Here is a 13,336-nt window from a genome sequence, read left to right on the forward strand (position 1 = left end):
GCTGTAAGAGCGGAACCGTAAGCCGCCGTTACCGCAGGAATGGATATGTACTCAACTCAAACCACCAGCATGGTCGGCCCAGAGGCCGCCAAGCCTCAGTGCGCCGTAACCCGCTGCCGCCCCCCGGAACTGCTGGGCGACAAAGCCAACGCCAACTGCGTCCGATTATGCATATGCGCCAACCGCAACACCTGCGACACATACAGCTTCACCGTGTTCTCGGTAATCCCCAACTCACAGGCAATCTGATAATTGGTCTGCCCCTTGCCCACCAGCCGCGCCACTTCCAGCTGCCGCGGAGACAGCTGATTGAAAATCGCCGGAACCTCCACCGCATCAGTATCAGCGACACCCCGGTCACCCGCGTCCGTCGCAAGACCCAGGGCGGCCATGAGCTTCACGTCCCCGCCGCCCATTCGCTTCATGGCGTAGCCCGGTAGTGTGAAACCCAGGGCCAACAAAAAAGCCCAGCCACCCTGCTGCGCCTCGGCCCCCAGCCAGGTCGTACCGCTCCACAGCAGCCACGCCAGGGCCAAGGCAGCGCCAGCCAGATCAATAGGACAAAGCTCTGCATTCGGTAAAAAACGTCCGTTTTAGCTGAATGATTCTATGCTGACATTACTCAGTGTTGGTCAGGGTAGACGCACTCATGAAAGCCAGCCTCCCCCACAAACAAAAAGACGCCGCCGCGCTGATCGCCCGCGCCACGACGGAGTTGACCTCGCAAACGGGCTGGATTGCGCCGGCCCTGAATTTCAATGTCGCCACTGACGCCACCGTTACTTACGTGGGCGGGTTGCTGACAGTTCGCATCACCTACCCCACCAATAAAATCAGCGCTGTCATCCCGTTCCTGAACCTGCCCGGCATCGGTCAGGTGCCGAACCTGCCGGCGACTCTCACAGCCAGTGCGAGCCTGCAATTTTGAGTGCCGGGGACAAATTGTTCGGGCGCCTGCTCCACCGCCACCCGCCGCCCCCACCGGAGCCGCCGGAGGCACTGCGGGTGCACAGCTTCGGCTTGCAGATGCAGCTCAATGCCGAGGGGCGTGTCGTTCAATTGAGCGGTCCGCTGCGGCACTTGCTTGCCCAGCAGCCCCCCGGCGCACAGGCACCGCACCTGCTCGACTTCCTGTTGCCCCACAGCAGTCTCGCCATCGAAGGCTCGCCGGCGGACTGGCAGGGACAAACCCTGGACCTGGACTTCTACAGCCTCAACGGTCCGCCGCTGCATTTGCGCGGCTGGGTGCAACCCTTGGCCGATGCCTGGCTGTTGCAGATGCTGGACATCAGCGACTTGCTGCTCGAACGCCGGCAATCGCGCAACCGCGAGCAATGCCAGGTGCTGGCACTGCAGATCGCCGGACAGTTACACCTGAGCAGCCTGACTCGCCTGCCCGAGATGCTGGCCGAACAACTGCAAAGCCTGGCCCAGCGTTTTCAGATTCCGTGCATTGCCCTGGCCTTGCTCGATGAGCAGGAACAGGGTTGGCAAATTTACCAGCACTACGTGGCCCTCGATGCACCGCAACTTTGGCAAAACGGTCAGCGCCTGGGTACGGGGCTGGACAGTTTGAGCGGCTCGGCGCCGCAGCACCTGACCCCGCGCGAACACCCGCGCCTGCAAGGCACGTTCGGCAATACCGATGGTTTCGCCGTGCCTTATCACGACGCACAAGGGGTGGTTGCCTGGTTGCTGTGCGGCTTCTACACGGCGCAACAACGCGCCCCCGATATCACGGAACGCGACTGGCTGCAAATCACCGCCGCGCTGGCCAGCCCCTTGCTCGAGCGCCTGCGAGAGCACCGGCATCATTTGCAACTGGAACGCCTGGAATCACTGCAAGCCTTGCTGGGAACCGGCTGGTGGGAAGTCTTGAGCGACAGCGACGAGGTTCAGTTGGCACCTTCGCTGGCCACTACCCTGAAACTTGGAACGTCGCGTTTATCCATGCAGGACTGGCTCGATCAGGTTTATCCCGCCGACCGCGAAGAGCTGCGCATCTGCCTGCAAGACTTGCAGGAGACAGGCACTCCCCTGCTGCTGTGCGTGCGCCTGTATCGCCATTACGGTGCGCCCGACCCCATCTGGTATCGCCTGCAGGGCCAGGCCCTGGGCGCGGGGAAAAACCGTCGGCTGGTGGGGTTCATGCTCGACATCAGCGACATCAAGAACCAGGAGCAGAGCGCGGCCGCCGCCCGTGCACGCCTGGACAATCTGATCGCCAGCTCGCCAGCGGTGATTTACGTACAGCGTTATGTCGAAGGCACATTGCAACCGGTGTTCTTCAGCGACAGCCTGTTGCCGCTGCTCGGCTGGACCCTGGCCGACTGCGCCCCCGGAGCGCTGGTGGAGCGAGTGCATCCCGACGATCGCTTGCAGTATTTCGAGCGCACCCGGCAGTTACTGCGTGAAGGCTCGGTGCGCGCCCGCTATCGGTTGCGCGACAGTCGGGGCGACTATCACTGGCTGCTCGATGAAGCGAAGTTGTTGCGCGACGACCTCGGCTTGCCGGTGGAAGCCGTGGGCCTGTGGCTGGACGTCACGGACGCGACCCTGGCCACCGAACAGGTCCGGCAGAGTGAAGAACGCTACCGGATTTTGGTGGAAGATTCTCCGGCAATGATCTGCCGCTACCAGCCGGACCTGACCCTGACCTTCGGCAACCGCCCGTTGGCCACCTATCTGGAAATGGCGCCCGAGCAATTGCCGGGGGTGAACCTGGGCGACTGGATGTCCGGAGAACAGCGAGAGGCATTCACCCGACGGCTGAACCAGTTGAGCCCCGAGTTTCCGGTCAGCACCGCCGAGATCAATCTGCAATTGCCCGGCCGCGAACACGCCTGGTGGGTCTGGTCCGATCGCGGGGTATTCGATGAACAGGGCCGGTTGCTCGAGGTCCAGGCCGTAGGGCGCGACAACACCGAGGTGCAGCGCGCCGCGCGGGTGGTGGACCATATGCGGGTGTTCGGCCGTTCGGAAATCGAGCAGCAACCGTTCAACCCGGCCCAGGCCATCGAAGGCACGTTGTCGCTGTTGTCCGAGGGGATGCGCGGCAAAGGCGTAGATCTGCGCATCAGCGAACCCGGGTTTGAAGTGCAGGTACGCGGCTACGTCGATCAGCTTGAGCAGGTGCTGATCAACCTGATGGTCAACGCCCGGGATGCATTGCTCGGCAAGCGCGAGGCCAACCCCGATTTCAAACCGTGGATTTCGGTGTACGCCGAACGGGATACACACTCGGTCCGCCTGTGGGTCGAGGACAACGGCGGCGGTATCGACCCACGCTTGCTGGAGCGGATTTTCGAGCCGCTCTTCACCACCAAACCCGTCGGCGTGGGCACGGGCTTGTCGGTGAGTTACGGTATCGTCGAGAACATGGGTGGCAAACTGAGCGTGCAAAACGCCACCGAGGGTGCGCGGTTCTGCATCGAACTGCCGATTGTGCTGCCGCACTAGATCACCAGGGATGGGCGTCCCGAGTGACAACTGAGGTTGGCACCCACTTCGACTTTGTTCAGGTCGATCCCCAGGCTCGCCAGCAACGTATTGATCAGCGTATCCAGTAACGGGCTGAGTACCGTATTGATCGCATTGACCAACGCCGTCGTGACATCACTCAAAATACTGCCCAAGCCACCCACGATGCTGCCCGACGGCCCGTACATGTTCACGCTAAGGTTACTCACTGTGGTGCTCAGGCTGTTGACGATATTGGTCGTGGTAAAGGCGTAGTAAAACGGTGGCTGATTGATCTCCGGTAAGTTGGCGGCCGCCGGCGCGGAATAGACGTGGACATGTTGGCATTTTGGGCAACCGCGGTATTGACCATGATATCGATGCTACCGCCAACGCCGGGCTGATGGTTGTAGCAGGTTGGCGGCAGGATCAGCAGCCTTTGGCAGGTCTGTACGCCGATATCGACCATCAACAACATGAATGCCAAAGCCAACGTCAGGGTCAAAGCGGCCATCAAGCCGATCGCCCCCCGTTGCCGGGCCGGGCCGCGAAACTGCAGGCGGGGAGACATGGCGCACTCCTTTGCCGGCGCACCCGTTGGTGAAAAGCGATGTAGACAAGGGTGGCCTAGACCGCCGGCAACTCGCCAGCACAGGCAATAAAAAACCCTGTGGGGGCGGCGGTGCGGCGCTCCCACAGGGATGATTGTTGGTATTGAGTGGATCAGGTTGAGTGCGGTGGATAGTTGGCCAATATCCGCGTGACTGTTTCCAGGATGGCATCACGACGATCCGACGGGTTCGGTGTGCGGCTGAGTATCTGTTCGTCACTGCCGCGCCACACCAGTTTGCCGTCCTTGCCATCGAGCAGGTCGATCTGGATGGTCGCTACCTTGTAGCTGACATTACGGGTTTCGTTATACATGGGCGCGCCATAGTAGCCATACCACGGGTACCCCCACCCGCCGCCGTAGTTGGTGGTCACCTGCTGTTGCCGCTCTTCGACAATCAGGTAGGTCTGCACATTCAAGTCACCCTTGGCACCCGCGGCGGCCGGGCGCAGACCGCGCTGGTCCAGTTGATCGGCAACCGCCTGACGGATGCGCTGGTCGGTCAGGTCGCTCTTGATCCGTGGATCATCGGGACGATATTGCACGGCGGGCTCTTTCCACGCCCAGCTGCGATAGGCAGCAAAATCGCGGCTGGCGTCAAAATCATGATTGACCTGGTTGGCGGCGCAGGCACTGAGCAGCGCGACCATGGCCAGTAGAATGAAACGGCGGAACATGATGGTTCTCCTGCGAAATGCTTCTTATCTACAGAAGCTAACTAGGAGGATACGCCGACATTGCCTTTTCCACAGCCTCCCGTATGGCATCGGCCCGCTCGCTTTCACTGCCCCGGTTGCCGGTTTCAGCGCTGGCGCTCCACACCGGCTGGCCGCTTCTGGCGTCATACATATCCACCTGAACCACTACGACTTGCTCCTGATAGGTACGAACGACCGGTACGGTGGCGTACCCGCCATATCCAGGGCCGTAACCGTTGTAGCCACCATAACCGCCGCCGTAATAGTCGTCCTGAACCTGGCGCAAACGGGTTTCCATCCGCAGGTCGGCGCTGACAAACAGGTCGGCCGGGCGGTTGTCGTGCAGCGGGCGCAAGCCGCGTTGATCCAGCGCATTGCTGACCGCTTCGGCGATCTGCGCCGAGTCGGCCCAGGCGGTGCCCGGTGGCAGATGCCCGTCGAGCCAGGCCCAACTGCGGTAGCGTCCATAGTCACGCGGCGCTGCCGGGTAAGCGCTGCGGTCAAAGGTCTTGGCGGCCTGGGGCGGTGCCGGTGGCAAAGGGTTGGACGTGGCGACATAGGGGTTGCTGCCCTGACAGGCAGCCAGCCCCAGGCAGAACACCAATACACCTGTATGACTTTTCATTGCGTGCTCCGATCAGACAGGCCGACAGATCCAGTGCAAGTAGCGCCCAAGCCCGGCAAAGCTCGGATGACGACGGTGGGCCAGCTCCATTTCCAGCAGGTCCGCCAGCTCGGCGCGGGCCTGGAACTCCACTGGCATGTAGTCGTGGAAAACCCGCACGCCACTCATGGTTTCGACCTGCCACAGACCTTCAAGTTGCGCCGCCAGCTCGCGCGGATCAAGGGGCTGTTGCGGGGTCAGGCTCTGCTTTTCGCCGGCCATGTCGTTCTTGCGCATCTTGCGGAAATGGCCCTTGAGCAAGTTGCGATAAATCAGCGCGTCGCGGTTGTAGAACGCCAGGGACAGCCAGCCGTCGGCCTTGGTCAGTTGATGCAGCACCGGCAGTATGGCGTGGGGTTCGGCCAGCCATTCCAGCACGGCGTGGCACAGCACCAGGTCGTAGGGTTCGGTGAGCTGCCCCAACAGTTCCTGCCAGGGTGCCTGAATGAACGTGGCGCTCTGCCCGGCTTCGGCAAAACGCTGGCGGGCGCCTTCGAGCATCGGCTCGGCGGGCTCGGCGAGGGTCACCTGATGGCCGCGCTGGGCCAGCCACAACGACATGTGGCCAAGGCCGGCACCGATGTCCAGCACTCGCAGAGGGCGGTCGGGCAGGATTTCGGCCAGGTCGGCCTGTAACACCGCCAGACGGATCGCACCTTTGGCGCCGCCGTAGATTTTTTCGGCGAAACGGGTCGCCAGTTGATCGAAATGACGGTCGCTCATCAGCTGAACCTCCGTTCGCTGTCCGCCAGTTTGCTGCGCACCACGGCATCCATGTCCAGGCCCAGTTCGCTGCACAACAGCAACAGATAAAGCACGATGTCACCGACTTCCTGCCCGGCGTGGGCGAGTTTGTCCGCCGACAACTGGCGGGACTGGTCTTCGGTCAGCCACTGGAAAATCTCCACCAGCTCGGACATTTCCACACTCGCGGCCATGGCCAGGTTTTTCGGGCTGTGAAATTGCCGCCAGTCATTGCGGTCACGGATGGCGTGCAGGCGTTCGGTCAGTTCAACAAGGTTCATCGGGCTCTCCTGAAGGCGTATAGCTTCGGGGGGATGACGAGTGAAGGCAAGTGACAAAGATTGAGCGGTTGGCATTGTTTTTTTGTGGGAGCGGGCTTGCTCGCGAAAGCTGACTGACAGTCAACATTGATGTTGAATGTTATGACGCCTTCGCGAGCAAGTCGGATCGCCGCACCGCCGCTCCCACAGGTACTGTGCAACTCTCTATGCTTGTGGGAACTCGGCAGCATGATCGACAGCCCAAGACTCATTTCACTTTAATCAGGACGTTCATTCCATGCAGGTAGAAGGTTTTTCCGAATGGCTCGGCCAGGTACTCGGCTCGATCATCCGCTTCATCGTTGATGCCCTCAGCGGGCTGTTCAGTCTGTTGAGCAACGCCAGCAGCAATTTTGTCGAAGGCCTGTCCCAGGCACTGGGCATGGATACCTCGGTCATCAGCATCGTGACCTTGATCCTCGGGCTGATACTGTTGTGGTCGGCGATCCGCGCCTTCCTCAATGCGTCGTTCATCATGGGTTTCATCTGGCTGATGTTGGGGCTTTGGCTGCTCAGCTGGATCATCCACTGACACAACCGGACACTGTGGGAGCGGCTTGCTCTCGATGTGCCGCTACAATGCCGACTCCCCAAGGAGCCTGCATGTCCAACCTGACCGCCGACTGGCGCGACCGCCCTACCCATCGCCGGGTCTGGGCGCTCGCTGCGCCGATGATTCTTTCGAACATTTCCGTACCGCTGGTGGCGCTGGTCGACAGCACCGTCATCGGTCACCTGCCCCACGCCCATCAACTCGGCGCCGTCGCGGTCGGGGCCAGTCTGTACACCTTCCTCGCCTGGGCCATGGGTTTTCTGCGCATGGGCTCCACCGGGTTCGCCGCCCAGGCGGCCGGTCGCGGGGATGGCGCGGCCCTGCGGCAAATCCTGTTGCAAGGCCTGCTGCTCGCCATCGGCCTGGCCGTGATATTGGGTGCGGTGGGCGTGCCTTTGAGCGGGGTCGCGTTGCACTTCATGCAACCGTCGGCGGAGCTCGATCAACTGACCCGCGAATTCTTCCACACCCGCCTGTTCGGCCTGCCGGCGGCGCTCGCCAGTTATGCACTGGTCGGCTGGTTTCTCGGCACCCAGAATGCCCGGGCGCCCCTGGCGATTCTGCTGAGCACCAACCTGGTCAACATTGCCCTGAACCTGTGGTTCGTCCTCGGCCTGGAATGGGGCGTGGTCGGTGCTGCCCGGGCCTCGGTGATTGCCGAATGGACCGGTGCGCTGATCGGTTTGCTGATGACCCGCAAAGCCCTGCGCGCCTACCCAGGGCATATCGTATGGGCGGCATTGGCGCTGTGGCAGAGTTGGCGGCCATTGCTGGCGGTCAACCGCGACATCTTCATCCGCAGTTTGGCGCTGCAATCGGTGTTCTTCCTGATCACGGTGCAAGGCGCACGACTGGGCGACGCCACGGTCGCGGCCAACGCTCTTTTACTCAATGGCTTGCTGCTGACCGCCCACGCCCTCGATGGCCTGGCCCACGCTGTCGAAGCCCTGTGCGGACATGCGCTTGGCGCCCGTGACCGCGATGCCCTGCGCCGTTCACTGGTGGTGGCGGGGGGCTGGTCGTTGCTGGCAAGCCTGGGCTTTGCCGCGCTGTTTCTGTTTGCAGGGCATCTGTTCATCGAGATGCAGACCGACATTCAAAGTGTGCGCGACACCGCGTTCATCTACCTGCCCTACCTCGCCGTACTGCCACTGATTGCCGTCTGGAGTTACCTGCTCGACGGCCTGTTCATTGGCGCCACCCGCGCCCGGGAAATGCGCAACGGCATGTTGCTGACCGTGGCGCTGGTGCTGCCCTTCGGCTGGGCACTGCAAGGCGGTGGCAACCATGGCCTGTGGATAACCTTTCTGTTGTTCATGCTGCTGCGCAGTCTGACCCTCGGGATGATCGCCTGGCGCCTGCGCCGTAACGATGGCTGGTTCGTCGGCGGTATTCACTGATCGCGCCTGGCCCTGGCAATCAATTTCGACCTCACGGCCAAGGTCGATCGTTCTGCCACAGACGACGCAGGCTATCGAGTCGGTCCTGTTGAGTCCCGCCTGGCAACGGTTGCACGGGAACGGCATCGGGATATTGCAAACGTAGCCATATCCAGCCATCGAGCACCGGGCGCTCGCTGAAACCTAGCGCCAGCCCTTCCTGCACATGGGTCCACAGGCGGGGGAAATCGACACCAGTGGATCGGTTCCAGCGCCAGGCATGCTGTTCCAGCAGGCAGGTTTGCAATTTTCCCTGCTGCCCGGCGCTGAGGCTTTCCTCGACGGCCAACGGGCTGACCCCCAACCCCGGATTGGACAAGCGCTGCCAGCCCTCACACCCCATCGCTCGGTCGGCCCAACTGCCGCCGAACCAGCGTAACTGGTGGATGGGCCCTAGCCAGCGACTCAGTTCAACGGCATCGCAGGCATCGAAGAAATAACTGGCCGTGGTTGGGTTGTAGTAACTCAAAAGGGCCCGGTGCAGGCCAAGCGTGACCGTGAGCATGCGCCGCAAATGCGCCAGCAATGACGCAGCGCCGGCCTCGCTGACCATCAGCAATCCGGGCCAGCGTTGTCCGTCGACGATGCATAAATCGGCCAGTGCCGGGCAGGTGCGCAGATCGACCAGGACCGGCCCCTGTTCATGCAGCGCGTGCCACTCCGTACCTTCGAACAGCCCGAACCATCGGGCCTGGGCAAACATCTGCCGAAGTGTGATACCCGCCTGTGGCGCCCCCGGCACATCCAGCAACAGCCACTGCGGGGATGCCTCGGGCGTGCGTGTGGCGATCATGCTCCAGAGCTCTGGCCAAGCTGCGTCGCCAGACGACAGGTGCACAAAGCCTGTGCGCAATGGTTGAAGCTGCCGCCACCGGGCAGCAGGCACAACATCAGCAATGGCTCCCCCGAGCGCAACCATTGCTCCAGGCCCTCTTCATGGGCGCAGGTGGGCTGGGGCGTCTCCTCGATCGTTGCCGGTGCGTGCAGCACCCCGGTTATCTGCGGTTGATCGGGATCGCCCTCGACAAAACTCACGACCAGTTCAGTCCCTTCCCGTAATGACGAGAAGGCCGAGGCCTGCAACTGCCTGGCCAGGGGCAGCCAGCAATGACTGGGCGTCGCCCCTTCGCCCTGATAAAGCCAGTCGAATTGCACCGGTACCGGCCTTGTCGGGTCGGGGCCTGGCTCATCGACCTCGACCACCCACGCCCGTTGCGGGCCATGCATCCTTGGTTTGACCGTCGCACCGGGCGGCTCGATGGATGCCGGCCAGCGCAGGGCACGGGCCTGATTGTGGTAAGGCGTCGTCGCATCCTGGCGGCCCCAATGCTCAACGCGGGTCAGCAGCCAGAGCCGATTGCAATCGGCAACCGGATGACCTGACAGCGGCATCAGCCGACCGCTGCGCATAGTCGCCAGGTCCGTCCGGCATTCGGCGCACTGCACCGCTGTCCCACCGCTGCGCTGACGTTCGAAATGCCGCACCGCCGGCCGATCGCCCTCGCTTCTCAATACCGCAGGTTCGCCGGTTGGAAAATGCCGCCGGTTATCCCCAAACACCACACAGTGCCCGCGGGCCCGGTGTTCGAAGTGGTAGTGAAGCCCTTCCCGGGCGCACAGTCGCTGGAGAAACTGCAGGTCTGACTCTCGATATTGCGTGCAAAAATCCCGGGGCGGGTATTCGCCGCTTAGCTCCAGACGTCGATCCCTGCCGGTAATGCCGTGCTCCTTGAGCACCTGGTCGAGGATTTGCGGCACTGAACGGGCGCTGAAGATTCGTTGGCTGAAGCGCTGGGCCAGGCAAGCTATTTTCGGCCCCAGGCGCACGTGGCAGAGTCGGGGTCCCGCAACATGGTCGCGCTGGACGAGTTCATGCAATTGTCCGTGCACGTGGTTTGCGGCTGGTCCGAAATGCAACGATGCCGGGCGGTACAGCAAACTGGCCAGGTCAAGCACCGGGTCTTCGATCAGCAGTTCCAGGTCGAACACGAACGGCTCGCTGATGGCTTCTCTGCCGGTAAAGGCCAGGACCTCTAAGGAGTCGGGCAGACCTGCTACATCCAGACGAAATGAAGGTTCGCTGACTGGATTGAACATCGGCGTTTCTCTACAGGAGGGGCGGCCGGGGATTCTCGCTGAGAGACATGGCCGAGTAGAGTGCCGAACAACAAATTAGGAAATAACCTACGCGAAAAGAAGACCAAATGCGTTGGGTTGTCGAAGATGCAGGAAATTTCGCCTGGAACAGGAGAATTGCCGCACCAGGTCATCTGAAATTTCCTCAGCGAAAGGAAAAATTTCAGACAACCTGATGAGCGTGACGCTTACCTCAGGAAGACAGGTAAGACGAACGGGTCAGCCCCAGACGCAAGGCATCGAGGAACTGCGTGCGCTCGCTGGCGCTGATGCGGGCACTGGCGCACTTGTCGCGGTAGTGGGTCATCAGTTCTTCCGGCGACAAGTGTACATAGCGCAGCATGTCTTCGATGGTGTCGTGGGTTTCGATACCGGCGTGGTACACGCTGCCGTCGGCGTTCTGGTAGATGTTCACCGAGTCGGTGTCACCGAACAGGTTGTGCATGTCGCCGAGAATTTCCTGGTAGGCACCGACCAGGAACACACCGAGCAAGTAGTCCTCACCTTCTTTCAGCGCGTGTACCGGCAAACTGGTCTCGATGCTCTGCTCGTCGACGTACTGGTTGATCTTGCCGTCGGAGTCACAGGTCAGGTCTTGCAGTACCGCACGACGCAGCGGCTCTTCGTCGAGACGGTGCAGCGGGATGATCGGCAGGACCTGGTCGATGGCCCAGGTGTCCGGCAGGCTCTGGAACACCGAAAAGTTGCAGATGTACTTGTCGGCCAGCTTGTCGTTGAGTTCGTCCAGCACCTGACGGTGGGAACGCTGGCGTGCCTTCAACGAGTTGTGCAGGCGACGGCACACGGCGAAGTAGCATTGTTCGGCAAGGGCTTTCTCGGCCAGGGTCAGCTTGCCGTCGGCGTACTGGGAGGCAACATCGCTCATGTAGTGCGTGGCGCGCCAGTATGTTTCGGTAACCATCTCGATGTCGGTCGGACCCAACAGGTCCACCAGCCACTGCACGGTTTCCGGCAGCGCTTCCTTGTTCTCGATCTGCGGCACGTCGTCGTTGTGTTTCTCGACGTCGGTCACCTGGATCACCAGCATGGCGTGGTGCGCGGTCAGGGAACGGCCGCTTTCGGAGAAGATGTTCGGGTGCGGCAGGCTCTGCGCATCGCAGAATTCCTTGAGCATCCCGACCACGACACCGGCGTAGTCGTCCATGTCGTAGTTGATCGAACTGGCGTTACGCGAGTGCGTGCCGTCGTAGTCCACGCCCAGACCACCGCCAACGTCGATGTGGTCCACCGGCAGTCCGAGGTTGCGCAACTCTCCGTAATAACGGATCGCTTCCTTGAAACCGTGCTGGTAGTCCGCCAGGTTGGCGATCTGCGAACCCATGTGGAAGTGCAGCAGGCGAATGCCCTGGTCCAGGCCGGCCGCGCGGAAACGCTCGACCACCGACAGCAGTTGCGCCGCCGACAGGCCGAACTTGGATTTCTCGCCGCCGGTGTCGGCCCATTTGCTCGACGCCAGGGACGACAGGCGCACTCGCAGGCCGACCTGTGGCTTGACCTTGAGCGAGTTGGCTTCTTCGATCACCAGGCCGACTTCGGATTCTTTCTCGATCACGATGAACACGTTGTGGCCGAGCTTCTGGCCCATCAGCGCCAGGCGAATGAATTCGCGGTCCTTGTAGCCGTTGCAGACGATGGTGCCGCCCTTCGGCGCCAGTGCCAGCACCGCCAGCAACTCAGGCTTGGAGCCGGCTTCCAGGCCGATGGAAACGTTCTGGGTGGCGATGATGTTCTCGATCACCGCTTCCTGCTGGTTGACCTTGATCGGGTACAGCGCTGTGTACTTGCTCTGGTATTCCAGACGCTCGATGTTGGCGTCGAACGCACCGGTCAGCTGACGCACGCGGTCTTGCAGGATGTCCGGGAAACGGACCAGCAATGGCAAGGACAGGCCGCTTTTGCGCAGCTGGTCGACTTGCTCGAACAGGTCGATAGGCGAGCTGCTCGGACCGTTCGGACGAACTTCGACGCGACCGGCGTCATTGATCGCGAAATACCCGGCCCCCCAATGGCGAATCCCGTAAACACTGCGGCTGTCCGCAACTGTCCATTGGCTGCCATCGTCTTTGCGTGTGCGTCGTACGGACATCGAAGTCCCCTATAAAGAAGTCATAGTGCGTCGCCTGGGTTCAGGCCGGCGCAGTCTAAAGAATGAAAATGACGGTTCGTCAACGAGGCAATAGACCCCGCCGACCGCAGTGAGTTTAGATACCGGTCATGAACAGGCTCTGTGAAAACCATGTAGACGATGCCGGACCTGAATGTCATCAGGACCGGATCAAGCCGAGGGTGGTTTTCACAGAGGCTGCTAGCCGCCGGACTTCTTCGCTTTGAAACCGAGCTTGATCAGTTCTGCCAAGAGTAGCTCGACATGATCGCCCTGGATTTCGATGACTCCGTCTTTCAGCGCCCCACCGGTACCGCAACGTTTCTTCAACGTCGTGGCCAGGTCCTTGAGCGCGTCTTCAGCCAACGGCACGCCGGTGATGGTGGTCACCGTCTTGCCGCCACGGCCCTTGCTTTCGCGACGCACGCGAGCGATGCCGTCGCCGGCCGGGATAACGGTCTGTTTGCAGATGCAGGCGTCCACCGGTTTACTGCATTCCGGGCAATGACGACCTGCGTCGGTGGAAAATACCAGGCCGCCCAAGGCGGCGAAGGATGCGGCTTTTTTGGCCACCGGCAATCCTCTTCG

The 13,336-nt window shown here is 61.6% G+C and carries 11 protein-coding genes and 4 pseudogenes; 4 read left to right on the plus strand and 11 right to left on the minus strand.

The window, feature by feature from the left end; translation table 11 throughout:
- Nucleotides 1-95 precede the first annotated feature (95 nt).
- Both PMI34_RS29465 and PMI34_RS29595 read right to left on the minus strand, forming a co-directional pair.
- Nucleotides 96-338, minus strand: a pseudogene (locus PMI34_RS29465) (helix-turn-helix domain-containing protein); the annotation flags it as partial.
- 90 nt (nt 339-428) lie between these two features.
- Nucleotides 429-536, minus strand: a pseudogene (locus tag PMI34_RS29595) (prepilin peptidase); the annotation flags it as partial.
- Nucleotides 537-703: 167 nt separating this feature from the next.
- Here PMI34_RS29595 and PMI34_RS01420 point away from each other — a divergent pair.
- Nucleotides 704-928 (plus strand): annotated as a pseudogene (locus PMI34_RS01420) (hypothetical protein); the annotation flags it as partial.
- Complete coding sequence (locus PMI34_RS01415; RefSeq protein WP_008053915.1) at nt 925-3,459, plus strand: PAS domain-containing protein; 2,535 nt, start codon at nt 925-927, stop codon at nt 3,457-3,459. The pseudogene PMI34_RS01420 and the gene PMI34_RS01415, both read left to right, overlap by 4 nt.
- Here the strand turns inward: PMI34_RS01415 and PMI34_RS29565 are convergent.
- From PMI34_RS29565 to PMI34_RS01385, 5 genes and pseudogenes are all read right to left on the minus strand, one after another.
- Nucleotides 3,456-4,030, minus strand: a pseudogene (locus PMI34_RS29565) (hypothetical protein). The gene PMI34_RS01415 and the pseudogene PMI34_RS29565 sit on opposite strands and share 4 nt — an antisense overlap.
- Before the next feature lie 152 nt (nt 4,031-4,182).
- Complete coding sequence (locus PMI34_RS01400) at nt 4,183-4,746, minus strand: DUF4136 domain-containing protein (protein ID WP_008053918.1); 564 nt, start codon at nt 4,744-4,746, stop codon at nt 4,183-4,185.
- Nucleotides 4,747-4,783: 37 nt separating this feature from the next.
- Entirely contained in the window at nt 4,784-5,392 is a 609-nt protein-coding gene (locus tag PMI34_RS01395; protein WP_008053920.1) for a DUF4136 domain-containing protein, read from the minus strand.
- A 12-nt stretch (nt 5,393-5,404) separates the two neighbouring features.
- On the minus strand, nt 5,405-6,154 hold the full coding sequence (locus PMI34_RS01390; RefSeq protein WP_008053922.1) for a methyltransferase domain-containing protein: 750 nt from the start codon (nt 6,152-6,154) through the stop codon (nt 5,405-5,407).
- Nucleotides 6,154-6,456 (minus strand): MazG-like family protein, encoded by a 303-nt coding sequence (locus PMI34_RS01385; RefSeq protein WP_008053924.1) that lies wholly within the window; start codon nt 6,454-6,456, stop codon nt 6,154-6,156. Before PMI34_RS01385 ends, PMI34_RS01390 begins: the two co-directional genes overlap by 1 nt.
- 277 nt (nt 6,457-6,733) lie before the next feature.
- Here PMI34_RS01385 and PMI34_RS01380 point away from each other — a divergent pair, with 277 nt between their 5' ends.
- Nucleotides 6,734-7,027 (plus strand): hypothetical protein, encoded by a 294-nt coding sequence (locus PMI34_RS01380; RefSeq protein ID WP_008053926.1) that lies wholly within the window; start codon nt 6,734-6,736, stop codon nt 7,025-7,027.
- Nucleotides 7,028-7,098: 71 nt separating this feature from the next.
- Complete coding sequence (locus PMI34_RS01375) at nt 7,099-8,448, plus strand: MATE family efflux transporter (protein ID WP_008053928.1); 1,350 nt, start codon at nt 7,099-7,101, stop codon at nt 8,446-8,448.
- Between the two features lie 31 nt (nt 8,449-8,479).
- On the opposite strand, the gene PMI34_RS01370 is transcribed toward PMI34_RS01375, so the two are convergent.
- The 4 genes from PMI34_RS01370 to PMI34_RS01355 form a co-directional block, all read right to left on the minus strand.
- A complete protein-coding gene (locus PMI34_RS01370) occupies nt 8,480-9,280 on the minus strand; it encodes a DUF4123 domain-containing protein (RefSeq protein WP_008053930.1) in 801 nt (266 codons plus the stop codon).
- Nucleotides 9,277-10,584, minus strand: a complete 1,308-nt coding sequence (locus tag PMI34_RS01365; RefSeq protein WP_008053932.1) for a type VI secretion system Vgr family protein — start codon at nt 10,582-10,584, stop codon at nt 9,277-9,279. The genes PMI34_RS01370 and PMI34_RS01365 overlap by 4 nt, the downstream gene beginning before the upstream one ends.
- A 232-nt stretch (nt 10,585-10,816) precedes the next feature.
- Nucleotides 10,817-12,730, minus strand: coding sequence for an arginine decarboxylase (gene speA, locus PMI34_RS01360; protein WP_008053934.1), 1,914 nt, complete (start codon nt 12,728-12,730; stop codon nt 10,817-10,819).
- Between the two features lie 219 nt (nt 12,731-12,949).
- The gene (locus PMI34_RS01355) at nt 12,950-13,321 is read right to left on the minus strand and encodes a translation initiation factor Sui1 (RefSeq protein WP_008053936.1); all 372 of its coding nucleotides are present in this window, start codon (nt 13,319-13,321) and stop codon (nt 12,950-12,952) included.
- Between the last annotated feature and the right edge of the window lie 15 nt (nt 13,322-13,336).

Origin of the sequence: Pseudomonas sp. GM74 (assembly GCF_000282455.1) — a bacterium.
In the GTDB taxonomy this organism is placed as follows: Bacteria; Pseudomonadota; Gammaproteobacteria; order Pseudomonadales; family Pseudomonadaceae; genus Aquipseudomonas.